The following is a 25,358-nucleotide window of genomic DNA, read 5'->3' on the forward strand; positions in this document are numbered from 1 at the left end:
GATGACTCCCGCGAGAATGAGAGATGAAGTTCCCCTTTGCGCCTGCGCTGACGCGCACCCTGCTGCTCTCCCTGATCCTGCTGCTTGGCGCCTGCCAGCCGGCCCCGACCCAGACCCGCATCCAGGGCAATACCATGGGCACCTATTATGCGGTGACCCTGAGCGACCCCTTCCCCGGCGGACAGGGGGCACTGCATCAGGAGGTGGAGGCGCTGCTGGCACGCCTGAACAAGGAGATCTCCACCTATGATCCGGGCTCCCTCATCTCCCGCTTCAATCAGGGAACGGGGCAGCCCCCCCAGGTCATCCCGGCCACCATGGCGAAGATTGTGCAACAGGGCATTGACGCCGGGCACCTCACCCGGGGGGTTCTCGATGTCACCGTGGGCCCCCTGGTCAATCTGTGGGGATTCGGGCCGGACAAGCGCCCGGTCAGGCGGCCCGGCGCAGAGCAGATCGCCAAGGCGCGGGAGCGGGTCGGCATCGACAAGCTCACCCTGACCCCCGAGGGGGATCACTTCCTGCTCGGCAAGGCCATCCCAGACCTCTATCTGGATCTCTCCACCCTGGGCGAGGGGGCGGCCTCCGACGAGATAGCCGGGCTGCTGGAGCAAAAAGGGGTCCACAACTACCTCATCGAGGTGGCGGGAGCGGTGCGCAGCAAGGGGCACAACGACAAGGGCAATCCCTGGCGGGTGGCCATCGTCGAGCCCTCGGACAGACCGGGCGCCATCGAGGACGTGGTGACCCCGAGCGGCATGGCGGTGAGCACCGCCGGCAGCTATCGCAACTATTACGAGCTCGACGGCAAGCGCTACTCCCACATCATCGATCCTGCCACCGGCGAGCCCGTGACCCACAAGCTGGTCTCCGCCACCGTCATCACCCCCACGGCCCTGGAGGCCGATGCCCTCGACACCGCCCTCATGGTGATGGGCCCCGAGCGGGCGATGGCCTTTGCCAGGGAGCACAAGCTGGCGGTCTATCTCATCGAGAAGACCACCACGGGCTTTGCCGCCAGCCACACCCCCGAGTTTGCCCCCTATCTGGTGCGCAAGCAGCCCTGAATGACGAGGCCCCGCAGTGCGGGGCCTCGTTCACTGACCGCCTATTCGATGGGGATGCGGTGGGGCGCGGGGCTGGCCGCCTGCTTGGGCAGGCGCAGGGTGAGGATGCCGTTGTCAAAGCGGGCGCTCACCTGCTCTGGCGACACCTCCACCGGCAGCTCGACGCTGCGCGACACGCTGCCATAGTAGCGCTCGCTGCGCAGGGCCCGTTCATCATTGTTCTGGCTGTCAAACTGGCGGATCTCCGCCTTCAGGGTCACCAGCTTGCCGTGCACGTCCACGTGGATGTCCTCCTTCGCCACCCCGGGCAATTCCGCCTGCAGCAGGTAGTCATCCCCGCTCTCCCGCAGATCCAGCTTGATCTGGCCGGGCAACGGGTCCCCGTGCAGGGGGCGGATGTAGAAGCCGGAGGCCATGTCGTGGAACAGGTCATCAAACAGGCTGGTGCGACTCGGTAGCAAACTCATCTGATCCCTCCTTGTGAGCGGGCAAGGGAGCAGACGGGCACCCTGCCCCCTGCCGCCTCCCGCATGCTGACGCTCTTCAAGTCTAAAAACCGGGACAGCGCCTGCCAGTGCCAACTCACCTTCCCTTGACCGGGATCAAAGGCAAGACACCCTTTTTTCACCCAAGGTCTGCGGGAAAAACCGGGGCCCCTCCCCATGTGCAATTGCCTGCCTGCGGACTTTGGTGGCACACTTCTCCCACCAGCCCGTAGCGCCTTGATGCCAGACAGATGCAGACACCGGACTCCGTACCCGAGAAGAAACCCCAGCCCAAGCCCAAGCGCATCCTGCTGGTCAACGAACAGCGTTCCTTCCAGATGATGATGAAGGCGATGCTGATCAACATCGGCATCAACCGCATCACCTACACCAACTCCGCCGACGAGGCGCGCCGCCGCTGCCAGAAAGAGAACTTCGACATCTATCTGCTCGACTATGAGCTGGGGGCGGGCGAGAACGGCCGCCAGTTGCTGGAAAGCCTGCGGGATCAGCAACTCATTCCGCCCCAGAGCGTGGTGATCATGGTCAGCAGCGACGGCTCCCGCGCCATGGTGCTGAGCGCGCTGGAAGCCGAGCCCGACGAATACCTGATGAAGCCCTTCTCCCAGGAGCAGTTCTCGTTTCGCCTCAAACGCGCCCTCGCCCGGCGCCAGGCGCTGGAGAGCGTCTTCAGCGCCCTTACCCGGGACGATCTGCCCGCCCTGGTGGAGGCCTGTGCCAAACAGGCGGACGCGGTGCCTCGCTTTGCCAACTTCTGCCGCTGCCTGCAGGCCGACACCCAGCTCAAGCTGGGCCAGGCCAAGGAGGCCCGCAGCCTGATGCGCCAGCTGCTGGCGGGGCAGGAGAACAGCTGGGCTCGCCTCACCCTGGGCAAGGCGTGCCATACCCTGGGTCTGCACGAGGAGGCGGTGAGCCACCTGCAAGCCACCCTGAAACACACCCCCCTGATGGTGGAGGCTTACCTCTGGCTCGCGGAGTCCCTGCTGGCGCTGGGCAATGACGAGCAGGCCCAGCAGGAGCTGCGCCGGGCGGTGGACATCTCTCCCCAGTCGGTGCAGCTCTCCCGCCGTCTGGCGGAGGTGTGCCTGCAACGGCACGACTACGCCCAGGCCAAGGACGTGCTGCTCGCCCTCATCGACTTGTCGCGCAACTCGATCCACCGCACGCCGCATTATCTCGGGGCCTATATCCAGACCCTCACCTTGTACGCCCTCAACAGCAACGACGGCTACCACATCGCCAACCTGCAAAAGCAGGTGAACTCCGCCCTGTCGCGCATCCGCGACTCCCTGATGATGTCGGAGTTCAACTACCCGGTGTTCGAGCAGATCTGCCAGGCCCGGGTGCGCATCGCCCTGGGGGAGCTGCTCAAGGGCAAGAAGATGCTCTATCGCGCCAACCAGAACTGGCTGGACGAGCCCGCCACCATGCCTCCGGCTCTCCTTGGCGAGACCATACTCGCCCTCTATCAGCTCGGGGAGTTCGAGTACGCCGAGAGCCTGCAACCCCTGCTGGCGGAGGATGAGGATCGGCTGCTCACCACCTGCATCCAGGTGACCCGGGATGACAAGACGGTGCAGGAGCGGCGCCAGCGCTATCAGCAGCTCAACGATCTGGGCATCAAGGCCTATCAGGCCGGAGAGCTGGAGCAGGCCCTCGGCCACTTTCGCGAGGCCCTGCGCCGGGCGCCCGCCAATACCGGCGCCGCCCTCAACAAGATCCAGGTGCTGCTGCAACTCATGCAGAAGAACCGCAAGAGCCCGGAGTTTGGCGCCGAGTGCAAGGAGACCCTGGAGGTGCTGGAGGGCATCCCCCTCAACCCCGCCCAGCAGGAACGTTTTCGCAAGCTGCGCCAGGAATATCATCAGCACAGCTGATATCCCCCCTCCTCCCCTCACCTATGCTGATACTGACTCAGGGAAGGGAGGGGCAACACCATGGCAATGTGCCGATACCTGGTGGCCGATGGCCGCCACTGCACCGAAGAGGCAGGGGATCATGATCTCTGCCGCTGGCACGACCCCGCTGCGGCCCACAACACCCCTGATACCGCCGAGGCGCTGGAGCGCTATGTGCGCCAGGGAGGCCTGTGCCACGGCCTGCAACTGGCCCGCGCCGAGCTGGCGGATCTCAACCTGGTGAACAGGCAGGGTCCGGAGGGATTCTTGCTGGAGCAGTGCAACCTCTATCGCGCCAACCTGCGAGGGGCACACCTCTATGGCATTCGCATCAAGGGCGGCAGCCTGATGAAGGCCGATCTGAGCGAAGCGAACCTCCATTGCGCCACCCTCGACGACGTCAACCTGCTCGGCATCCGCTGGAAGAACACCCGCCTCGACAACCTGGAGACGGGCAAGCGGCTGATGCAGGACAGAAAGGGGCGCCGCGAGCGGGACCCGGCGCAGGCCCGCGTCTGGTTCAAGGAGGCGGAGGAGACCTACCGGGATCTGCGCAAGGCCTCGGAGGCCCAGGGCATCTTCACCATGTCCGGTCGCTACATCCAGCAGGAGCTCACCATGCGCCGCCTGCAGATGCCGTTCTGGTCCTACCGCCGCTTCGCCTCCTGGATAGTGGATCTCTTCTGCGGCTACGGCGAGGCCCCCATGCGGGTGGTGCTCTTCTCCCTGCTGCTCATTGTCATCTGCAGCATTTTTTACTTCTTCTGCGGCCTCAACTTCGCGGGCACCCACCTCATCTATCGCCCGGACGCTCCTCTGGAGCAGAACGCCATCTTCCTGATGGAGTGCCTCTACTACAGCGTGGTGACCTTCACCACGCTGGGGTATGGGGACTTCACCCCGGTGGGGTTGTCGCGGATCTTCGCCGCCTTCGAAGCCTTTACCGGCAGCTTCACGCTGGCACTGTTCGTGGTGGTGTTTGTCAAGAAGATGACCCGCTAGAAACCTGTCCACGATCTTGCTGGGAAGCCGCTTCCAAGGCTCATGTGCTGCTCGCTTATGTGTCGCCAGGCGCTCTCATGTATACATATACACTCAGGTTCCTCTGCTGCGCGTCACCTTGCTGACAGCCTCACGCGACAGATCGTGAACAGATTCCCGAGCCGCTGCGCCAGTCACAGTCCCCGAACTTGCATCCATCGCGGATTCCTAGTCCAATAAGCGACGAACAAAAACGACATGAGCACCCCGAACATGAAGATCATCTCTTTCAATATCAATGGCCTGCGCGCCCGTCTTCATCAGTTGCAAGCCCTTATCGACAAGCACCAGCCGGACGTGATCGGCCTGCAGGAGATCAAGGTGCACGACGAAGCCTTCCCGGTCGCGGATGTGGAGGCCATGGGTTACCACGTGGTCTTCCACGGCCAGAAGGGGCACTACGGGGTCGCCATCATGAGCAAGCAGGCTCCCATCGAGGTGCAAAAGGGCTTCCCCACCGATCCGGAAGATGCCCAGCGCCGCATGATCATGGCCAGCTTCAAGCGGGAAGACGGCTCCGTCATCAAGGTGATGAACGGCTACTTCCCCCAGGGGGAGAGCCAGGATCACGAGACCAAGTTCCCGGCCAAGCAGAAGTTCTATGAAGACCTGCAGCACTACCTCGAGACCCACCACACCCCGGACGACCAGATTGCGCTGATCGGGGATATGAACATCTCCCCCACGGATCTCGACATCGGCATCGGTGAGGCGAACCGCAAGCGCTGGCTGCGGGATGGCAAGTGCTCCTTCCTGCCCATCGAGCGGGAATGGATGGAGCGCCTGAAAGGCTTCGGGTTGACCGACACCTTCCGCGCCGCCAACCCCACCGAGTGCGAGCGCTTCTCCTGGTTCGACTACCGCTCCAGGGGCTTTGACGAGAACCGGGGCCTGCGCATCGACCTCATCATGGCCTCCGACGCCCTCAAGGACAAAGTGACCGAGACCGGCATCGACTACGAGCTGCGCGGCATCGACAAGCCCTCGGATCACGCCCCAATCTGGACCTGCTTCGCCTGATCCCCACGTCAGGCTAGCCCTCGCCAAAAGAACCTGCCCCCGCCCATGCGGGGGCTTTTTTTGTTCACTGCCCCGCCCTTTCTTAATCCATATCAATTCCCAGGCAGACGGCGCTTGCCAGGCCTTGACCTTCTCCTTTCGGCAAGGTTTAGATTCGGCCCATCCGTCACAGGGAAGCCACCCATGCTCTCATCGAGATTGCCCACCACGTTCATCGCCCGGCTGTTGCTGGGGCTGATGCTCGTCTGCAATCTCACCCTGTGCATCGGCTGGCATGGGGCGGCCACCGCCCTGCCAAGCGACGCATCCGCATCCATCCTGACTCCGGCGCAGTCCCCCCTGTCTCATGGGCTGCACCAGAGCGAGCCTGTGCAGCACTCCGCCATGCACCAGGCCGACACAGCCTCTCTCTCCTGCCACGGCGGCCCCCAGAGTGAGGCGGCCCCGCCCGGGGAGGAGTGCCAGATGCAGAGCGGCGTCTTCGGCGCCACCAGTGCGCCGCCCCTGCTCGGCCTGCTGCTGTCACTGCTGCTTCCCCTGCTGCTGTTCCCTTCGTGGCGCCTCGCCCCCCTGCTGGACAACTGGTTGCGGGATCCCTTCCTGCGATCCCGCGGTACCCACCCTCCCTCCTGGCCGCGCCGACACCTGATGTTGTCGGTGCTGCGCCACTAGAAAGCGCTTCTCTCGCGGCAGCGGCAAGCCTCGCTTGCCCGTTTTCTGCCGCCTTGCCTGACCCTGCGCCCCGGCCAAGCCGGCCCGCTCGCAGGGAGCCGTGCGCGCTGACACAGCTGCGCCCCGTTTGCCGCCTCGTGGTGATGCCCTTCCCGCGCACACCACCACACTGGCGGCCTGACAGAAGAGAAGAGATATCATGTCATCCACCCCCGTTACCCGATCTGCCTGCACGCAGCCGTGCCAGCCCTGCCTTCGCCTCCCGTGCGTCGGAGGCTTGTCATGAACAAGACGTTGTTGATGTCCGCCCTGCTGCTCGCCCTCGGCGCCGGTGGCGGCTACTGGGCCGCCAAACAGACCCCCACTGGCACTGCGGCCAAGGAGAAGACGCCGCTCTACTGGGTCAACCCCATGGATCCCCGCGACAAGCGCGATGCTCCCGCCAAGGACAACATGGGGATGGACTTCATCCCCGTCTATGAGGAAAAACAGGGCGGCTCGCCGGGCACTGTCACTATCAGCCCCGAGATCCAGCAGAACCTGGGGGTGCGGCTCGCCAAGGTGGAGAAGCTCCCCATCCACCAGCAGATCGAGACAGTGGGATACGTCGGCTATGATGAGGACAGGCTGGAGGCGGTCAACGCCCGCATGGCTGGCTGGATCCGCACCCTCGCCATCAAGAGCGAGGGGCAGCAGGTGAGCAAGGGAAGCCTGATTTACGAGCTCTACGCGCCGGATCTGGTCAACGCCCAGCACGAATACCTGCTCGCTCTCAACACCGCCAACCCACTGCTGCTGCGCGCCGCCGAGGGCAAGCTCAAGTCCCTGCAGGTGCCGGCAGATCAAATCTCAGCCCTCAAGCGCACCCGTCAGGTGCGCGAAACCATCAGCATTTACGCCCCCAGCAGCGGTTATGTCTCCGAGCTGAAGGTGCGCGAAGGCCAGTATGTGGAGCCCGCAGCAGCGCTCTTTAACATCAGTACCCTCAAGCAGGTGTGGGTCAGTGCCGAGGTGTTCGAGCGCCAGGCGGCCCAGCTGAAGGTGGGCGATCCGGTCACCATGACCCTCGACTATGCCCCCGGCCGCCACTGGCAGGGCCGGGTCGATTACCTCTACCCGACCCTGGATGCCGCCACCCGCACCCTCAAGGTGCGGCTGCGCTTTGCCAACCCGGACGAGTTTCTGAAACCCAATATGTTCGCCAAGGTGAGCATTCGCACTGGGCAGGGAGAACCCCGGTTGGTGGTACCGAGCGAAGCGGTGATCCGCACCGGCAGCCAAGACCGGCTGGTGCTGGCGCTGGGGAATGGCAACTTCAAGTCGGTCGCCGTCACTCTCGGCCCCCAGTTTGGCGACAAGGTCGCCATCAAGGCGGGGGTGGAAGCGGGGGATAACATCGTCAGCTCGGCCCAGTTTCTGCTCGACTCCGAATCGGCCATCGATTCGGACTTTCAGCGCATGACGGCGGTACGCCCCGCCCAGGTGTGGACCCAGGGCGAGGTTGAAAGCGTCGATCTGGCCAACCGCACCCTGATGGTCTCCCACCAGCCCATCCCCGAGTGGCAGTGGCCCGCCATGGAGATGGAGTTCACCGTCGCCGACGGAGTCGATATCAGCAAGCTGGCCGAGGGACAGACCCTGCACCTGCAAGTAATGCAGGAGGGGGATGAGTACCGCATCACCACCATCCATCAGGAGCAAGCGCCGGCAACTGGCGACACCGCCAAGCCCGCAACGGATGAGATGGAGAAGATGGAAGGCATGGACCATAGCCAGCACGATATGGGAGCCAAGCCATGATCCCTGCCATCATTTGCTACCTTGCCGACAAACCGGCTCAGCTCTCTGCACCCAATGAGCAAGGAGCCCAATCATGATCCCGTCAATTATTCGCTGGTCAGTGGGCAACCGCTTTCTGGTGCTGCTATTGACCCTCATGCTCACCGCCTGGGGGCTCTGGTCGGTCAAGCAAACTCCGGTGGATGCCCTGCCGGATCTCTCCGACGTGCAGGTGATCATCAAGACGGCCTATCCGGGCCAGGCACCCCAGGTGGTGGAGGATCAGGTGACCTACCCGCTCACCACCGCCATGCTGGCGGTGCCGGGGGCCACCACGGTGCGCGGCTACTCCTTCTTCGGAGACTCCTTCGTCTATGTGCTGTTTGACGACAACACCGACCTCTACTGGGCCCGCGCCCGGGTGCTGGAGTATTTGAGCCAGGTTGCCCCCAACCTGCCCGCCTCCGCCCGCCCCCAGCTCGGCCCCGATGCCACCGGGGTGGGCTGGGTCTATCAGTACGCGCTGGTGGACAGAACCGGCAAGCATGACCTCAGCGAGCTCACCTCCCTGCAGAACTGGTTCCTCAAGTACGAGCTGCAGACGGTGGAGGGGGTCTCCGAGGTCGCCACCGTCGGCGGCATGGTGCGCCAGTATCAGGTGCGGGTCGACCCGGACAAGCTGCGCGCCTACGGCATCCCGCTCTCCCTAATCGAGACCGCCATCAAGCAGGGCAACCAGGAGATCGGCGCGTCCGTCATCGAGATGGCGGAAGCCGAGTACATGGTGCGTTCCAACGGCTATCTCAAGAGCGTCGAGGATCTGAAGCAGATCCCGCTCGGTACCAATGTGCGCGGCGCCCCACTGCTGCTGGGTGACGTGGCGGATGTAGTCACCGGCCCCCAGAGCCGGCGCGGTCTGGCCGAGCTCAACGGTGAGGGGGAAGTGGTGGGCGGCATTATCGTCATGCGCTATGGCGAGAATGCCCAGCACACCATCGACGGGGTCAAGGCACGGCTGGCGGAGCTGAAAAGCAGCCTGCCGGAGGGGGTGGAGGTGATCACCGTCTACGACCGCTCCGACCTTATCCAGCGCGCCATCGACAACCTCTCCGGCAAGCTGGTGGAGGAGTTCGCGGTGGTGGTGCTGGTCTGCCTCGCCTTCCTGTTCCACCTGCGCTCGTCGCTGGTGGTGGTCATCTCCTTGCCCATCGCCATCCTGACCGCCTTTATCGTGATGCACCTGCAGGGGATCAACGCCAACATCATGTCGCTCGGCGGCATCGCTATCGCCATCGGCGCCATGGTGGATGGCGCCATCGTGATGATCGAGAACGTCCACAAACACATGGAGCGAGAGGCGCTCACCGACAAGAACCGCTGGCGCATCATCACCGCGGCGAGCATAGAGGTGGGGCCCGCCATCTTCTTCTCCCTGCTGATCATCACCATCAGCTTCCTGCCGGTGTTCGCGCTGGAGGCGCAGGAGGGGCGGATGTTCCACCCCCTCGCCTACACCAAGACCTATGCCATGGCGGCGGCGGCCGGGCTCGCCATCACGCTGGTACCGGTGATCATGGGTTACTTCATCCGTGGCAAGGTGCTGGCGGAGCAGGCCAACCCGCTCAACCGCTGGCTGAGCCAGGGCTATGTGCCTTTGCTCAAGGCCGTCCTGGCCCGCCCGAAAACCACCCTGGCCATCGCCGCCGTGGTGACGGTGGCGGGCTTCTGGCCGCTCAAGTACCTGGGCTCTGAGTTCATACCGCCGCTCGATGAGGGGGATATCATGTATATGCCCACCACAGCGGCCAATATCTCGGTGGGCAAGGCGCGGGAGATTTTGCAGCAGACCGACAAGCTCATTCGCACCGTGCCCGAGGTGCAGAACGTGTTCGGCAAGGCGGGGCGCGCCGAATCGGCCACAGACCCTGCAGACCTGGTGATGATGGAGACCAGCATCCAGCTCAAGCCACGCGACCAATGGCGCCCCGGCATGACCCCGGAAAAGCTCAAGGAGGAGCTAGACTCCCTCATCCGCTTCCCCGGTCTCACCAACGCCTGGGTGCCCCCCATCAAGACCCGCATCGACATGCTGGCCACCGGCATCAAGACCCCGGTCGGCATCAAGATAGCGGGGCCCGATCTCAAGGTGATCCAGCAGCTCGGCCAGCAGCTGGAACAGATCATCGGCAAGGTGGAGGGCGCCTCATCGGTCTACGCCGAGCGGGTAGCGGGCGGCCGCTATGTGAAGGTGGACATAGACCGGCTCAAGGCGGCCCGCTACGGCCTCAATATCGCCGACGTGCAGGCGGTGCTCGCCACCGCAGTGGGCGGCATGGAGGTGGGCCAGACCATCGAGGGGCGCGAGCGTTACCCCATCAACCTGCGCTACCCCCAGAGCTATCGCGACTCGGTGGCGAGCCTCGAGCTGTTGCCGGTGGTCACTCCGAGTGGCGCTCGTATCGCGCTGGCGGACGTGGCCCGGGTCTACATCAGCGATGAGGCGCCCATGCTGCGCAGTGAAAACGCGCGCCTCAACGGCTGGGTCTACGTGGACATTCGCGGCCGCGACATCGGCTCTTTTGTGGCAGAGGCCAAGACCGAGGTGGACAAGCAGCTGGTGCTGCCGGCGGGCTACGCCCTCACCTGGTCCGGCCAATATGAGTACATGGAGCGGGCCAAGGCGCGCCTCGCCTACGTGGTGCCGCTCACCGTCGCCATCATAGTGCTGCTGCTCTATCTGGCGTTTCGCCGCTTCCAGGAGGTGTTGCTCATTCTCACCACCCTGCCGCTGGCGGTAGTGGGCGGGATCTGGACCCTCTGGCTGCTCGACTTCAACCTCTCGGTGGCGGTGGGAGTGGGCTTTATCGCCCTGGCCGGGGTGGCGGTGGAGACCGGCGTCCTGATGCTGGTCTACCTCAACCACGCCTGGGACGAGCTCGTTGCCAGCGGCAAGCCGGACCAGGCGGGCCTGCACCGGGCGGTGATCCACGGCGCCGCCCTGCGCCTGCGCCCCAAAATGATGACGGTGGTCACCATCATTGCCGGCCTTTTGCCCATCATGTGGAGCCAAGGCACCGGCTCCGAGGTGATGCAGCGTATCGCCGCCCCCATGATTGGCGGCATGGTGAGCGCCTTAGGTCTGACCCTCTTGGTACTGCCCGCCGCCTACTACCTGTGGCGCAGCCGCAGCCTTGGCAAGACCGAAACCCGGCAAGCCGATTGACCCAACTTCACCACCGACTTTGAATAAACGACGAGGAAAAGATCATGAATTACAAGACGTTGACCCTGACATTGCTGCTCGGCCTTGCCACCCACACCAGCCTGCAGGCAGAGGAGATGATGAACCACCAGGGGCACGACATGGCGCAAATGGAGGGGATGAACCATGAGGGCCACGGCATGGCCGCCATGCAAACCGAGCAGACCCTGATCAAGGGGACCATCACCCACCTTGATGCCGCGAATGGCAAGCTGGGGATCAGGCACGAAGCGATCACCAACCTCAAGATGCCCCCCATGACCATGGTGTTTCGAGTGGCCGATCCGGCCCTGCTCAAGGATCTGAAGGTGGGGGATACGGTGCGCTTTCATGCCGAGAATCCGGCCGGCAAGCTCACCGTGACCGCCATCCAGAAACAGTAAGCGGAGTCATTTCAATAAAAGACGGCGGGATCATCCCGCCGTCTTTATTTATGACATCACAACATGTGGCTATTTCAGCCACGAATATGCGCGATAAAGGCGTCGATCTGTTCGCGGCCGCAGGCGGGGTTCATAAAGACCGCCTTCTCGCCGGCGATGTAGGAATACTTGCCGCGCTCGTCGTATTCCGAGTGCGCCACCGCCTCCACCCAGTTGGTGTAGAGCCCCACCTTGCCGCGTCCCTTGAACAGGCTGCGGTGATACTCGGTGTTGCGGGCCAGCCGCGCCTTGTAGGCCGCATCCGGGCTGCGGGCCAGCTCGAAGGCGAACTCCGCCTCGGGGTCCTGTACCCACTCGGGGTTGTAGATCTTGAAGCCGACACTGGGCCCCTGGTTCTCCTGGGCCACCAGCTTGACGTTGCCGAGCTGGCTTAACCGGAAGCGGAAGTAGTTGGCGTTTTGCAGGCAGTGGGCCAGCACGGTGCGATAGCCCTCCACCCCCAGGTAGTTGAGGGCCGCATAGGCACCGAACAGGCCGCTCGCCCCCCGGGAACACTCGATGGTGGACTGCAGGTGGGTCTGACCCTGAATGTCCCGCTCAAAGTAGGAGAAGTTCTCCGGGTCGTTCTCCATCGCCTTGAGATCGCTCTGCTCCTTGATCATCACCAGGCTGGAGGTGTAGGGCACATAGCCCCACTTCTGGAAGTCGACGGTGAAGGAGTCGGCATATCTGAGCTCGGCGAAGCGGCTCACGTTGCGCTCGATCCCCGCCAGGGTGGCGGCGTTGATGGCCAGCGGGTTGGCGGCAAAGTCGTAGTCCAGGAAGAAGATCATCGACCAGCCGATGGCGGCGTCGACGTGGATGTGGGGCCTGACCGCCACCTCGAACCGCTCGCAGAGGCGATCCCGCAGCTCGACCACGGGTTTGACCCTATCCACCCCGAAGGTGTCGGTGGTGCCCATGGTGAGCATGATGGTGGGCACCACGTGATGAAGGGCGAAGCAGGCGGTCAGGGTACGCTCGAGGTGGTCGAGATCGATGTCGTTGTTCTCACCCACCTGGATGCGGATGGTCTTGTTCTCTATGTCCACCCCGAGCAGGGAGAGGTTGGTGATGTTGGAGTAGTGGCCGCCCTGAGAGTTGATGATGCGGTAATCCTGATAGTGGCCCAGCCCCTTGTGCTTGGCCTGTGGCAGGCTCTTGCGGATGCCGAGCAGGTAGCCGTAGAGGTTACAGAAGGTCCCCCCCTGGGTGAAGATGCCGGTGGCGCGGGCCGGGTCGTAACCCGCCAGCAGCGCTATCTGGCGCACCACCTTCTTCTCCAGCTCCTCGGCCACCCCGGCGTATTCGGAGTAGACCAGGTTGGGATTGGCCAGAATACCCATCTGGGCGCCATAGATGGCGGGATCCGCCGACATGGTGATGACGTTCTCGACGCTGGAGGGGTTCTCCCAATCCTTTGACAAGGCGCCGGCAAACAGCAGCTCCGCCATGGGCTCCCCCGGCGTGCGCATGGTGGCTGGCACCGGCATGGTTTCGCAGAGATCCGCCAGACGGGCGCGACCATCGGGCCAGGCATTGAGCCGCGCATCCGGCGCCAGTCCACGGGCGCGAAACTCGTTGAGGGTGGCAAAGCCGGGCTCGCGAAAGACCGGCCAGAGATCGGGATTGCGGGAGAAGAAATGGGCTTTGACGGTGGCAAAACGGCGGGCGAATTCGGGGGAGACGGCGTTGACGCCCTCATCTTTCAGATAGACCAAGTGATTCATTTTTATACCATTGATACTGCTGAGGTGCGGTTTTTATACTCCAGTGACACCTCTATCAACAGAGACAATAACTAATGGTCTGCCCTACTTTTTGTCATGTTGGCGCCCTGACGGGCGCCGCGCCCCCTCTTCCCTCTTTTCCCCTGTTCATCTTGTGATCCTGGTCATGGGCAAGGTCAGCGCAGGGCGGTCAGCAGCCATGCCGAAAACCCTTCCAGCTCGGGGTTGGCCGAAAACGTCGCCCGCCACTGACGCAGCAACTCGTCGATGGCCTCGGGACGATAGGCCACCCCGGGCAGGCGTGCGGCCAGGTCATCCAGGGGCGCAGGGTCCAGGGTGTCACTGAAGATCTGTGCCCGCCCTATCACCCCCTTCTCCACATCGAAATGCAGCTCGACCCCGCCCCAGGGGAAGCGCTCCTCCAGCAGGTGGCTGAAGGCGGGAGCATGGCCGAAGTTCCACTCCCAGCTGCGTTGGCGGGCAAAGATCTCGGCAAAGCCGGGCAGGTCGGGCATCCGCTCGGGGGAGATATGCTCGGGCTGCACCACCTCACCGTGATGGGCAAAGAAGGCGTCGCACAGGGCCTGCACCACCTGCTCATGACCCAGGCCAGGCAACAGCTCGCCAAGGTTCGCCACCCTGCTTCTCACCGAGCTGATACCCTTGGCCGCCAGCTTCTTGGGGTCGGGATTGAGGTAGTGGGCGAGGCGGCCGAGATCGGCGTCCAGCAGCAGGGTACCGTGGTGAAAGCCGCGATCATGGGTCTCCCGGTAGGCCGAACCCGACACCTTGCGATCCCCGTCCGGGGTCGCCACCAGCAGGTCGTTGCGCCCGGAGGCAAAAGCACTCACACCGAGCCTGGCGAGGGCATCAATGACGATGGCGGTGGAGACGCTCTTCTCATAGCCGGGCTTGCCCGCCATGAAGGTGAAACAGCTGTTGCCAAGGTCGTGGAACACGGCGCCGCCCCCGCTGCTGCGCCGGGCCAGGGTCACCCCGTCCTCTTCCATGCGGCGGGTGTTGCACTCCTTCCAGGGGTTCTGGGCCCGGCCTATCACCACCGTATTGTCGTTGCGCCACAGGAACAGCACCCGCTGGGCCGGGTCCATCTGGCGAAAGATGCACTCCTCCACCGCGAGGTTGAACAGGGGATCGTGGGAGTCGGAGAGCAGCAGGCGCAAGGAAGACATGACAGGACCTTCTCGGGAAACAGGAAACGGATGACTACCATACCACCCTGAACGAAGGAAGGCGTCCCCCGACCGCCACAGGTCGACACCCGATACGGACAAGAGCATCAACTTCTGATACGACAGGAGAAGATAAGAGGGAATTGCCGAAAACACGCAGTTTGTCATTAACAGGCGAGAATAGAGGCGGCAGCCATCCCTCCTGGAATGACACCTAATGCCCTTTTCACCGGGCCGGTGACGAGTCAACAAGGTTTCAAAATGAGCCGTGACGCCCATTGACGTGATGAATGACACAAAAATGACTTTTAATGCCTCCCGCGCCCCATCTTATTGGGGCTTGCTCCCCTTGCGAATAACAGGAAATTGTTTGACTCTAGCCAGAAGAGCACCTCCCGAGAGAACAGCGGTATGACGGAGTCCGATGCATCTCGCCAGCCTGTACGCTGGCTTCTGCCCTTCTGGGTGATGATTGCCACCCTGACCACGGCTCACCTCAGGGCGGATGAGCGCGTCATCCTGCAACTTCCCTGGCAGCACCAGTTCCAGTTTGCCGGTTACTACGCCGCCATCGCCAAGGGGTTCTACCGGGAGGCCGGCCTGCAGGTCACCCTGCGGGAGGCGGGGCCGGGCACCGACGTCATCAATGAAGTCACCACGGGTCGCGCCCAGTTCGGCATCCGCGGCAGCGATCTGCTGCTGGCCCGGGCAGCAGGCCGCCCTGTGGTGGTGCTCGCCGCCATGTTGCAGCACTCCCCCCTGATGCTCATCACCCTGGAGCGGCCGGATATCCAAACCCCGGGCGATCTGGCCAACAAGCGGCTGATGCTCGAACCCGGCTCCAACGAGCTGCTCACCTACCTGCATCGCTACACCCGCAGCCGGCAGTGGGAGACCCTGCCCTACGAGCGGGGGGTCCAGGCACTGCTGAGGGGCCAGGCGGACGTCATCAGCGCCTACAGCACAACCGAGCCCTTCACCCTGCAGCAACTGGGCATTCCCTTCCGGGTGTTCAGCCCCCGCGACATCGGTTACGACTTCTACGGAGACAACCTCTTCACCTCGGAGAGTGAGGTCATCAATCAGCAGGAGCGGGTCCAGCGCTTCTTGCAGGCCAGCCTCAAGGGGTGGCGCTATGCCATGGATCATCCCGAGGAGATGATCAACCTGATCCTGGAGCACTACCCCAGCGGGGCCGGGCGCGAGGCGCTCGCCTTCGAGGCCCGTGAAACCCGGACCCTGATGCAGCCCGACATCATCGAGCCCGGTTACATGCAGCAGGATCGCTGGCAGCAGATCGCCCGCACCTACCAGGAGGCCGGGATGATCAAGGCGGTGCCCAACCTCACCTCCTTCCTCTACAACAGTACCCAGGCGAGCCTTCGTCAGCAGCGCCAACTGCTCGACAGGAGCGTGGCCATCGCCATGCTGATCTCTTTCTCCCTGCTGGCCCTGCTCGGCGTCTTCCTCCACCTCTATCTGCGTCTGCGGGAAGAGGCCAGTGACCGACAGCGGCTCACCCGGGAACTGGCCCAGCGCGAGCAGCACTACCGCTTCGTGGCGGAGAACAGCGGCGACGTGATCTGGACCATGGATACCAATAGCCTGCGTTTTCGTTACATCAGCCCCGCCATCGCATCCCTGAGCGGCTATGAACCCGCCGAACTCTTTGCCCTCTCCCTGCGCCAGCTGCTCCCCGATGAGTCCTGGAAACAGCTTCGCGACGGCATCACCGTCTCCCTCGAGGCCTGGCAACGGGGGGATCATGGGCAGACCCGGTGCGTCATCCACTCCCAGCTGCGCCACAAGCAGGGTCATCTGGTGACCATAGAGACGGTCACCACCTTGCACGGCAGCACCAGCACAAGACCGGACGCCATTTTGGGGGTGACCCGGGATGTCACCGAACGTTCGGCCCGGGAGGAGATGATGCGCCGCCTCGCCTTCTATGACCCCCTCACCGGCCTGGCCAACCGCCGCCTGCTGCAACAGCGGCTCAAGGAGACCCTGGAGCAGGCTCCACAGCAGCCCCTGGCCCTGGTCTTCATCGATCTCGACCACTTCAAGCCCATCAATGACACCTTCGGCCACGAAACCGGCGACCTGCTGCTCAAGCTGGTGGCCGAGCGCATGGGGGAGTGCGTCAGGGAAGAAGACCTGGTGGCACGCCTTGGGGGGGACGAGTTCGTGATCATGCTGCCCGATACGGATGCCTCAGGCCTCGCGGTCGCCGACAAGCTGCACCGCTGCCTGCATCACCCCTTCCAGCTTGAACAACAGGCGCTGCGTATCTCCGGCAGCATAGGGGTCGCCCTCTACCCGGATCACGGCGCCGATCCCAAGACCCTGATGCACCACGCCGATCAGGCCATGTATCAGGCCAAGCACCATGGCCGGGGCAGAGTCTGCCTGTTTTCCTCCGGGCAGGAGCCCCTCCCCGGCACCCTGCAATGGCAGCCCGCCCACGCATGCGGCCACCCCCGCATCGATGAGGAACATCGCCAGCTCTTCTTGCTGGCCAACCGCTTGCTCGAGCACATGCAGGATCCCGGCATCCATCCGGATGCCTTGCTGGCAGACATGGCGCAGATATTCGAGATGGCGCGCCAGCACTTCCTCTTCGAAGAGCAGGTCCTCGCGCAATACGGCTATGAGGAGCTGGCGCCCCATCGCCAGGAGCACCAGCATCTGCTGAAAAAAGCCGGTCAGCTAATGGCGGCCGCACAGGCGGGCACCCTTGGCAACGACGCCCTGCTCAACTTCATCATCCAGGAGCTGGTCGTGGGCCACATGAGCCAGGCGGATCGCCGTTATTTCCCCCTGATGAAAACCTGCGATACCCGCGAGGCGGTGTGATACCAGAAAACAGGGGGCACGTGCCCCCTGTATTTACCTCTGACTTCGGCTAACGAGCAGGCTGTAGTAGAGCAGCGGGATCACCACCAGGGTGAGCAGGGTGGAGACCAGGATCCCGAAGATCAGGCTGATGGCGAGGCCATTGAAGATGGGGTCATCCAGGATGAAAAGCGCCCCTATCATGGCCGCCAGCGCCGTCAGCATGATGGGTTTGGCTCGCACCTGCGCCGCCTCGATCACCGCCTGCTCGAACGCCACGCCACTCGCCCGCAGCTGCTCGATGAAATCCACCAGCAGGATGCTGTTGCGCACGATGATCCCGGCCAGCGCGATCATCCCGATCATCGAGGTGGCGGTGAACTGGGCCCCCAGCAGGGCGTGACCCGGCATCACCCCGATGAGGGTGAGCGGAATGGGGGCCATGATGATGAGCGGCACCAGATAGGAGCGGAACTGGGCCACCACCAGCAGGTAGATGAGGATCATCCCCACCCCGTAGGCCAGCCCCATGTCGCGGAAGGTCTCGTAGGTTATCTTCCACTCCCCGTCCCACAAGAGCGCTACCTCCCCCAGCTTGTCGGGCTGATGCACGTAATACTGTGGCAGCGAGATGTCGGCACCGGCGGCAAACATGCCGTAGAGCGGGCTGTCGGCATGGCCGCCCATGTCAGCCACCACCATCACCATGGGCTGCATGTTCTTGTGCATGAGGTAGCTGGGGGCGACCTCGTCACGACGGCTCACCAGCTCGGAGACCCGCACCAGCTGGCCGCTCTGGCTGCGCACCTTGAGGGCCAGGATGCCGGTCAGATCCCGCTTGTCACCGGGGGCGAGCTCGATGCGGATCGGCACCGGATACTTGGCGCCGTGCCCCTGCAGCCAGCTGGCATCCTGATAACCCACGCCCCCGTTGAGGGTCGCCACCAGATCCCCGAGATCGACCCCGAGCAGGGCCGCCTGGGCGCGATCCACCACCAGCCGCCACTTGGGCTGGGGGTCGGTCAGATAGATGTCCACGTCCACCAGATCCGCCGTGGCCACAAAGCGGGCCTGTACGGCGCGGGCAGCGGCTTCACGGGCGGCCTGCGTCGGGCCATACACTTCCGCGACGATGGGTGACCAGACAGGCGGTCCCGGGGGCACCTCCACCACCTTGAGATTGCCCCCTGCCGCTCTGGCGATGGCCTGCAAGGGCGCACGCACCGACCGGGCAATCTCGTGACTGCTGCGATCCCGTTCATGCTTGTCCACCAGATTGACCTGGATGTCACCCACGTTGGCGCCGCTGCGGATGAAGTAGTGGCGCACCAGCCCGTTGAAGTTGATGGGGGCGGCGGTGCCGGCGTAGATCTGGTAATCCTTCACCTCGGGCACCCTGGCAAGCTCCCGACCCACCGCCAGCAGGGTGCGCTCGGTCTGCTCCAGGGTCGCCCCCTCCGGCATGTCGAGCACCAGCTGGAATTCCGACTTGTTGTCGAAGGGGAGCATCTTGAGCACTACCCACTGCACCATGGGCATGGCGGCGGCAGCCCCGACCAGCAGCAACACCACCAGCCAGAGCTTGCGTCTGGCGCGCTTGGCGCCATCACCGATCAGGAAAGGAGTCATCAGCCGGTGAAAGAGACCTGCCTTAGCCTCACCGTGGGCGACATGCCCCTCGCGCTTGAGCAGGTGATTGGCCAGCCAGGGGGAGAAGATGAAGGCCACCAGCAGGGAGATAAGCATCCCCATGCTGGCATTGATGGGGATGGGGCTCATGTAGGGGCCCATCAGGCCGCTGACGAAGGCCATGGGCAGCAGGGCCGCGATGACGGTCAGGGTCGCCAGTATGGTCGGCCCCCCCACCTCGTCCACCGCGCCCGGAATGAGATCCTTGAGCGACCCCTTGCCCAGGCCGCGATGGCGGTGGATGTTCTCCACCACGACGATGGCGTCATCCACCAGGATGCCGATGGAGAAGATAAGGGCAAAGAGGGACACCCGGTTGAGGGTAAAGCCCCATGCCCAGGAGGCGAACAGGGTCAGCGCCAGGGTGATGACGATGGCGACCCCCACCACCAGCGCCTCGCGCCACCCCATGCTCACCAGCACCAGCAATACCACCGCCGTGGTGGCAAAGATGAGCTTGCCGATGAGGGTGTTGGATTTGGTCTCGGCGGTGACGCCGTAGTCACGGGTCACCGTCACTTCGACGCCAGCCGGGATGAGCCGGTTCCTGAGGCTCTCCACCCGTGCCTCCACCCGCTTGGCCACCTCCACCGCGTTCTGCCCCGGCTGCTTGCCGATGGCCAGGGTCACCGCCGGGTAGCTGGCTTGCCCCTGCCCCATCCAGCTGCGCTGGACCGGGGTCTCTTCCCCAAGCGCCACCCGGGCCACCTCACCGAGGTAGACGGGCTTGCCGCCCTGCAACCCTACCACCAGCTCGCGGGCCTCCTGCTCGCTTTGCAGGAACTGCCCCACCTGCACCTTGATTTCCCGGTTATCCTGCACCATGGCCTGCTCGCTGCCCACCCGGTTGGCGGCCGCAAGTCGCTGGCTCAGCTCGCCCCAGCTGATGCCATGGGCGCTGAGGGCCGCCGGATCCGGCATCACCCGCAGCACGGCGCGCTGGCTGCCCAGCGTGTAGATATCGCGGGTACCGGGAATGCGCTTGAGTTCGGTCTCCAGCTCGTGGGCGACCCGGGTCAGATCGGAGGCCCCCAGCTGCTTGCTCCAGAGGGTCAGACTGACGATGGGAACATCATCGATCCCCCGGGGTTTTACCAGTGGCTGACCGACTCCGATCCCCTGTGGCAACCAGTCGCGGTTGGAGTCGAGCTGGTTGTTGAGATCCACGATGGCCTGCTCCCGGCTCACGCCTACCTTGAACACCACCACCAGCAGGGCGCCATCGGGTTGGGAGAAGGAGTAGAGGGTATCTATCCCCTTTATCTGGGAGACCACCTGCTCGGCAGGGGTGGTGACGAGGGACTCCACCTCTGCCGGGCTGGCTCCCGGGAAGGGAATGTAGACGTCGGCGAAGGTGACATCGATCTGGGGCTCCTCCTCCTTGGGGGTCACCAGCACGGCAAAGAGGCCGAGCAAGAGCCACACCAGCGCCAGCAGCGGGGTGATGGCCGAGCCCTGAAACAGGGCCGCCAGCCGACCCGCCGGCCCCAGGTGGCCATGGTTGCCGTTCAGCTCGCTACTCATGGGACACCTCCTGTTGACGGGTCCAGGCATCGGGGGCCAGGGTGTCACCGCCCTTGAGACCCGCCAAGACCTCGCACAGCCCAGCCTCGCAGTGGCCGACCCGCACCGGGGTCAGGGCCCAGCCCTCCCCCTCTTTGAGGTAGACGCCGTTGAACTCCCCCTGCCGCAGCAGGGCGGGCTCCGGCACTTGCAACACCTGACGCTCACCCTGTTTGAGCTGCACCTTGAGCCACATGCCGGGCAGCACCCCTGCCGTGTTCGGCGGCAGATCGAGGCGCAGCCGGAAACTGTGGCTCTGGCTGTCGGCGTAGTTGAAGCGGGTCAGCTTGACGGGAGTCACGGCCTTGCCACCAGGCAGCAGCACCTGCACATCCGACGGCTGGCCGGCGAGAGCCAGCGCGGACTGGGGCAGCTCCAGCTCCACCCTCAGCTCGCCCAGGGAGAAACCGGATAGCAGCGGCGTACCGGGGGCCACCGTCTCCCCCAGCTCCACCAGCCGCCTGGTCACCACCCCGGCGTAGGGGGCGAGGATACGGGTATAGCCGTAGGCTTCCCGGGCCTGGATGAGGGCGGCCTCGGCGGCATTGACCTCGGCGCGGGCGGCCCGATCCGTTGCCTGGGCGTTGTCGAGCTGGGCCCGGGTGATCACCCCCTTGGCGATGAGGGCCTGATAACGGGTGAGCTGGCGCTCGGCCTCCACCTGCTGGGCCTGGGCCCTGGCCACCCGCGCCTCGGCGCCGGTCACGGCGGCAGACTGCTCCTTGCCGCTTATCTCGAGCAAGGGTTGCCCGGCCTGTACCTCGTCGTTCACATCCACCAACATGCGGGAGACCCGGCCACTGGTCTGGGCCGCGACCGTCCCCTGATGAATGGCGCTCACGGTACCGCTCAGGGTGAGCCAGTCGGTGACGCGCTGCGGGGTGAGCGTCAGCGACCCCTTGGCCTCCTCGGCCGCCACCAGGGTGGATGTCATGACCAGCAGGGTGGTCACCAGCAACCGGATTGTGTTCATCATGATTCTCCTTCCCTGGCTCATGGGCACCTTGAAAACTCAGGCAATACGGTGCTGGCGAGCCTTCTCCAGCACCCTGTTCCAGACCTTGTCCACCAGCAGGATCCCGGCCGCCATGGCCCCGATGAACAACAATATCATGGGCTGTCCGCTGGAAATGAGACTCAAGGCAGGCCCTGGGCAGATGCCCACCAGGCCCCAACCGATCCCGAACAGTGCGGCCCCGCCAATCAGGCGGCGATCCAGCACGGGAGCGGGAACCCGGGCCATGGGCTCCCCCAGCAGGCTCAGACGACGGGGTTTCACCAGCAGGAAGTAGCCCGGCATGAAGACAGCCAGGGCCCCTCCCATCACGAAGGCCAGGCTGGGATCCCAGGCACCGGCCAGATCGAGAAACCCGGTGACCCGCGCCGGATCCATCATCCCGGAGAGGGCCATTCCCAGCCCGAACAACAGACCCGCAAACACACTTGTCAGCAATTTCATGGCAATCAACCCGTCAAAACATGTGGTGAGTAAAGAACACGGTCGCCACGCCCATCCCCATAAAGGTGAGCGTCGCCACCACGGAGCGCGTCGACAGCCGCCCCATGCCGCAGATGCCGTGACCGCTGGTGCAGCCATTGCCAAGGCGGGTGCCGATGCCCACCAGCAGGCCGGCCAGCAGCACCACGGGCCAGCCGGGCAAGGCATCAAAGGCGGGCATGGTGGCCCAACCCAGGGTCAGCGCCAGCCAGGCCCCCAGTCCCAATCCCAGCAGAAACAGCACCCGCCAGGGGGTCTTGTACTGCATTGCACCGGCCAGAATGCCGCTGATCCCGGCCACCCGGCCGTTGAACAACATCAGGATCAGGGCCGAGAGCCCCGCCAGCATGCCGCCCCCCAACGAGAGCAGCCATTGGCTTTCCATCATCGAATTTCCTCATCTGAGTGACAAAAATGGGTTTGCAGCGCCGCCAGCACATCGGCCGCCGCCTCGCTCACCAGGGAGTAGTAGATCTGCTGGGAGACTTTGCGCGAGCGGATAAGGCCCTGGCGCTTCAATACCGACAGTTGCTGGGAGAAGGCCGACTGCCCGAGCTGGCTGTGGGCCAGCAGCTCCCCGACCCCCTTCTCCCCTTCCACCAGCTGGCAGAGCACCATCAGGCGTTCGGGATGAGCCAGCGCCTTGAGCAGGCCGGCGGCGGCTGTCGCATGTCGGTTCATCTCGTCGAAGTGGCTCATAAGATTAAATTAGCAATTGCTGATATTTGTTCTATTGTATAAAACAACTCTAAATTAGCAATCACTAAACAAAAGGAGACGAGAAATGACCGTCGATAACGGAGTCAGAGTGGTCGCGGGTGGCATGTTGCTGCTGTCGCTGCTGCTCACGGCCTGGGTCCACCCGGGCTTTGTCTGGTTGAGCGTCTTTGTCGGGGTCAACCTGATCCAGAGCGCGTTCACCGGGGTCTGTCCCGCCGCCGCCGTGCTCAGGCGAATGGGGCTCAAATAGGCAGGCGGACATATTGGCTCACAGGAGCCGTGTAATAGAGCGGAGGCTCATTATGGCAACCATCATCATCATCGGGGCAGGGTTGGGGGGCATGTCGGCCGCCTACGAGCTCAAGGCCGAACTCGGCAAGCAGCACGACGTCATCCTGGTGAACGACAAACCCGACTTTGAATTCAACCCTTCGAACCCGTGGATTGCGGTCCGGTGGCGAGAGCGCAAGGATATCTCCCTCCCCATAGAGCCTCATGTGAAGAAGAAGGGGATCCGCTTCATCCACGCCGCCCTGACCGGGTTGCAACCCCTCGAACAGCAGATCCGCCTCTCCGATGGCCAGCACCTGCACTACGACTTTCTGGTGCTCTGCACCGGCCCCGCACTCGCCTTTGAAGAGGTGCAGGGAGCAGGCCCGACGGCGGGCGGCACCGCCAGCGTCTGCACCCTCTCCCACGCAGAGGAGTGCCTGCACAGTGTCAACGGGCTGCTCGACGAACCGGGTCCGGTGATCGTCGGTGCCATGCCCGGCGCCTCCTGCTTCGGCCCGGCCTACGAATACGCCTTCATCCTCGATCGCCACCTGCGCGACAAGAAGGTGAGAAAGGACGTGCCCATGACCTTCGTCACCAGCGAACCCTACATCGGTCACCTCGGCCTCAACGGCGTGGGGGATTCCAAGGGCATGCTGGAGAGCGAGCTGCGCATGCGCGACATGCAATGGATATGCAATGCCCGCACCGTGGCGGCCAGGGATGGGGTGATGACGGTGGAGGAGCTGGATGAAGATGGCAACGTCAAGCGCACCCACAGCCTCCCCTACAAGCATGCCATGATGCTGCCCGCCTTCGCCGGCATCAGCCCCCTGCGGGGCCTCGAGGGGCTGGTCAATCCCCGCGGGTTCGTCATCGTCGACGAACACCAGCGCAACCCTGTCTTCCCGCAGATTTACGCCGCCGGGGTCTGCATCGCCATCCCGCCCCAGCACAAGACGCCGGTCCCGACCGGGGTGCCCAAGACCGGCTACATGATCGAGGCCATGGTGCGCACCTTAAGCCACAACATCAAGGCGGAGCTGGACGGCCAGCCCCCGGTCACCCGGGCGGTGTGGAATGCCATCTGTCTGGCGGACATGGGGGACACAGGGGCCGCCTTCGTGGCCATGCCGCAGATCCCGCCGCGCAACGTCGCCTGGTTCAAGAAAGGGAAGTGGGTCCACCTGGCCAAGATAGCGTTCGAGAAGTATTTCCTGCACAAGATGCAGGTGGGCGACACCGAACCCGTCTATGAAAAACTGATGCTCAAATACCTGGGCATCGACAAGACCCGGTAACCCCCCAAGGGCCCGCCGGTGAAGGGAAGAGGGCTCCCTTCACCGGCGCTTTCATCTCTTTTTTATTATGTTTCAATATGTTGCTATCAAGGGCTCGGGGTTTACCCAGGCTGCCGTATCGGCTACCATGTTGCCTCTTTATCACTAGCGGAGACCATCGGTGGGCAACTCATCAAGTGACAGACGCACGCCGGCCCTCGTCGTCGGCCCCCTGGTCGCGAGCTAGCCGCAGGTTATTCTCTGCCGCGACTCGCCACCCTGCGAGAAGTGGATCCCTCTTTTCCCCGCTTTTCACACTTGACGTCAGGTGACGCGGACTCATCCCCCGACACCTTGCCTGCATAGTTTCTGCTTCCCAAAAGGAGGCTGCTATGCGCTTGATTTCAAACAACCCTGTCGCTGACAAATCCCCTTCCCTGCTGAGCAGACTGGGACGGGGCCTGCGACCACTCTGGCAACGTGGCAGACGGCGTCAGCACCTCTATCGGCTGCACATCCGCTGCGAAGACAGAGCCGACATGGAGCAGGTGCTGGCGGCAGTGAGCCACACCCTGCAACCGGCCGGACTCAGGCCTATGCAGTCCATGCAGCCCGGGCGCGGTGAAGGCCGCGTGCTGGTGCTGAGCCTCTACTGCACGCCGCCCCAGCGCCGCTATCTGGTGCAGTTCATCCACCAGGTCGGGGCTGTCCACCCGGTACGCTGGGAACTGCGCCCCCGCGCCGGGGGCGACGCCACCAGGCATTGACCCTCGAATGAGGCGAGGTCCTTCCCGGGCAACCGTGAAGGGCCTGTACCCTGTTCTGCGCCATCCCGCCCCGTCAGGAGGCGGGTCGCGCCCTTGCATTCACCACGATGTCGACCTTGCCCCCCATCTCTCACACAACCCGGGGG

Annotated in this window: 20 protein-coding genes; 12 read left to right on the top strand and 8 right to left on the bottom strand. The window is 63.9% G+C overall.

Annotation, left to right across the window (positions count from 1 at the left end):
* The first annotated feature begins 23 nt into the window (after positions 1-23).
* Positions 24-1,067: an FAD:protein FMN transferase gene (locus tag BGO64_RS19910; RefSeq protein WP_286701240.1), complete on the top strand. Its 1,044-nt coding sequence runs from the start codon at positions 24-26 to the stop codon at positions 1,065-1,067.
* A gap of 41 nt (positions 1,068-1,108) precedes the next feature.
* Here the strand turns inward: BGO64_RS19910 and BGO64_RS19915 are convergent, their stop codons facing one another.
* Positions 1,109-1,534 (bottom strand): Hsp20/alpha crystallin family protein, encoded by a 426-nt coding sequence (locus BGO64_RS19915; protein WP_286701241.1) that lies wholly within the window; start codon positions 1,532-1,534, stop codon positions 1,109-1,111.
* Between the two features lie 269 nt (positions 1,535-1,803).
* On the opposite strand from BGO64_RS19915, the gene BGO64_RS19920 reads away from it, so the two are divergent.
* From BGO64_RS19920 to BGO64_RS19950, 7 genes are all read left to right on the top strand, one after another.
* Entirely contained in the window at positions 1,804-3,450 is a 1,647-nt protein-coding gene (locus BGO64_RS19920; protein ID WP_286701242.1) for a response regulator, read from the top strand.
* Positions 3,451-3,510: 60 nt separating this feature from the next.
* Entirely contained in the window at positions 3,511-4,473 is a 963-nt protein-coding gene (locus BGO64_RS19925; RefSeq protein ID WP_029314056.1) for an ion channel, read from the top strand.
* A gap of 252 nt (positions 4,474-4,725) precedes the next feature.
* Positions 4,726-5,532, top strand: coding sequence for an exodeoxyribonuclease III (gene xthA / locus BGO64_RS19930; protein WP_010673667.1), 807 nt, complete (start codon positions 4,726-4,728; stop codon positions 5,530-5,532).
* Between the two features lie 183 nt (positions 5,533-5,715).
* Positions 5,716-6,204, top strand: coding sequence for a hypothetical protein (locus BGO64_RS19935; protein ID WP_043154755.1), 489 nt, complete (start codon positions 5,716-5,718; stop codon positions 6,202-6,204).
* Between the two features lie 282 nt (positions 6,205-6,486).
* On the top strand, positions 6,487-8,004 hold the full coding sequence (locus tag BGO64_RS19940; RefSeq protein ID WP_286701243.1) for an efflux RND transporter periplasmic adaptor subunit: 1,518 nt from the start codon (positions 6,487-6,489) through the stop codon (positions 8,002-8,004).
* Positions 8,005-8,077: 73 nt separating this feature from the next.
* Positions 8,078-11,206: an efflux RND transporter permease subunit gene (locus BGO64_RS19945; protein ID WP_286701244.1), complete on the top strand. Its 3,129-nt coding sequence runs from the start codon at positions 8,078-8,080 to the stop codon at positions 11,204-11,206.
* A gap of 44 nt (positions 11,207-11,250) precedes the next feature.
* Entirely contained in the window at positions 11,251-11,628 is a 378-nt protein-coding gene (locus BGO64_RS19950) for a copper-binding protein (RefSeq protein ID WP_286701245.1), read from the top strand.
* Positions 11,629-11,702: 74 nt separating this feature from the next.
* Here the strand turns inward: BGO64_RS19950 and BGO64_RS19955 are convergent, their stop codons facing one another.
* Both BGO64_RS19955 and lplA read right to left on the bottom strand, forming a co-directional pair.
* Entirely contained in the window at positions 11,703-13,397 is a 1,695-nt protein-coding gene (locus tag BGO64_RS19955) for a pyridoxal phosphate-dependent decarboxylase family protein (RefSeq protein WP_286701246.1), read from the bottom strand.
* 176 nt (positions 13,398-13,573) lie between these two features.
* Positions 13,574-14,587 (bottom strand): lipoate--protein ligase, encoded by a 1,014-nt coding sequence (gene lplA, locus BGO64_RS19960; RefSeq protein ID WP_286701247.1) that lies wholly within the window; start codon positions 14,585-14,587, stop codon positions 13,574-13,576.
* Between the two features lie 411 nt (positions 14,588-14,998).
* Between lplA and BGO64_RS19965 the strand changes: the two genes are divergently transcribed.
* Positions 14,999-17,443, top strand: coding sequence for a diguanylate cyclase domain-containing protein (locus BGO64_RS19965; protein WP_447503428.1), 2,445 nt, complete (start codon positions 14,999-15,001; stop codon positions 17,441-17,443).
* A gap of 33 nt (positions 17,444-17,476) precedes the next feature.
* Here BGO64_RS19965 and BGO64_RS19970 read toward each other — a convergent pair whose 3' ends face one another.
* From BGO64_RS19970 to BGO64_RS19990, 5 genes are read right to left on the bottom strand one after another with little or no spacing between them, the layout of a single operon-like run.
* Positions 17,477-20,635 carry an efflux RND transporter permease subunit gene (locus BGO64_RS19970; RefSeq protein WP_286701248.1) on the bottom strand — a complete coding sequence of 1,053 codons (3,159 nt, stop codon included), beginning with the start codon at positions 20,633-20,635 and terminating at the stop codon, positions 17,477-17,479.
* Complete coding sequence (locus BGO64_RS19975; RefSeq protein ID WP_043154738.1) at positions 20,628-21,647, bottom strand: efflux RND transporter periplasmic adaptor subunit; 1,020 nt, start codon at positions 21,645-21,647, stop codon at positions 20,628-20,630. Before BGO64_RS19975 ends, BGO64_RS19970 begins: the two co-directional genes overlap by 8 nt.
* A gap of 39 nt (positions 21,648-21,686) precedes the next feature.
* Positions 21,687-22,133 (bottom strand): YeeE/YedE family protein, encoded by a 447-nt coding sequence (locus tag BGO64_RS19980; RefSeq protein ID WP_039039223.1) that lies wholly within the window; start codon positions 22,131-22,133, stop codon positions 21,687-21,689.
* 13 nt (positions 22,134-22,146) lie between these two features.
* Positions 22,147-22,560 carry a YeeE/YedE family protein gene (locus tag BGO64_RS19985; RefSeq protein ID WP_042881673.1) on the bottom strand — a complete coding sequence of 138 codons (414 nt, stop codon included), beginning with the start codon at positions 22,558-22,560 and terminating at the stop codon, positions 22,147-22,149.
* Positions 22,557-22,871 carry an ArsR/SmtB family transcription factor gene (locus BGO64_RS19990; protein ID WP_039039225.1) on the bottom strand — a complete coding sequence of 105 codons (315 nt, stop codon included), beginning with the start codon at positions 22,869-22,871 and terminating at the stop codon, positions 22,557-22,559. The genes BGO64_RS19985 and BGO64_RS19990 overlap by 4 nt, the downstream gene beginning before the upstream one ends.
* Before the next feature lie 85 nt (positions 22,872-22,956).
* Here BGO64_RS19990 and BGO64_RS19995 point away from each other — a divergent pair, with 85 nt between their 5' ends.
* From BGO64_RS19995 to BGO64_RS20005, 3 genes are all read left to right on the top strand, one after another.
* The gene (locus tag BGO64_RS19995) at positions 22,957-23,142 is read left to right on the top strand and encodes a YgaP family membrane protein (RefSeq protein ID WP_041213243.1); all 186 of its coding nucleotides are present in this window, start codon (positions 22,957-22,959) and stop codon (positions 23,140-23,142) included.
* A gap of 52 nt (positions 23,143-23,194) precedes the next feature.
* Positions 23,195-24,466 (top strand): NAD(P)/FAD-dependent oxidoreductase, encoded by a 1,272-nt coding sequence (locus tag BGO64_RS20000; RefSeq protein WP_048208041.1) that lies wholly within the window; start codon positions 23,195-23,197, stop codon positions 24,464-24,466.
* A gap of 371 nt (positions 24,467-24,837) precedes the next feature.
* Positions 24,838-25,212 (top strand): hypothetical protein, encoded by a 375-nt coding sequence (locus BGO64_RS20005; RefSeq protein WP_286701249.1) that lies wholly within the window; start codon positions 24,838-24,840, stop codon positions 25,210-25,212.
* The last annotated feature ends 146 nt before the right edge of the window (positions 25,213-25,358 follow it).

The sequence above is a fragment of the Aeromonas sp. 62-46 genome (genome assembly GCF_001898585.1).
Classification (GTDB): domain Bacteria; phylum Pseudomonadota; class Gammaproteobacteria; order Enterobacterales; family Aeromonadaceae; genus Aeromonas; species Aeromonas caviae.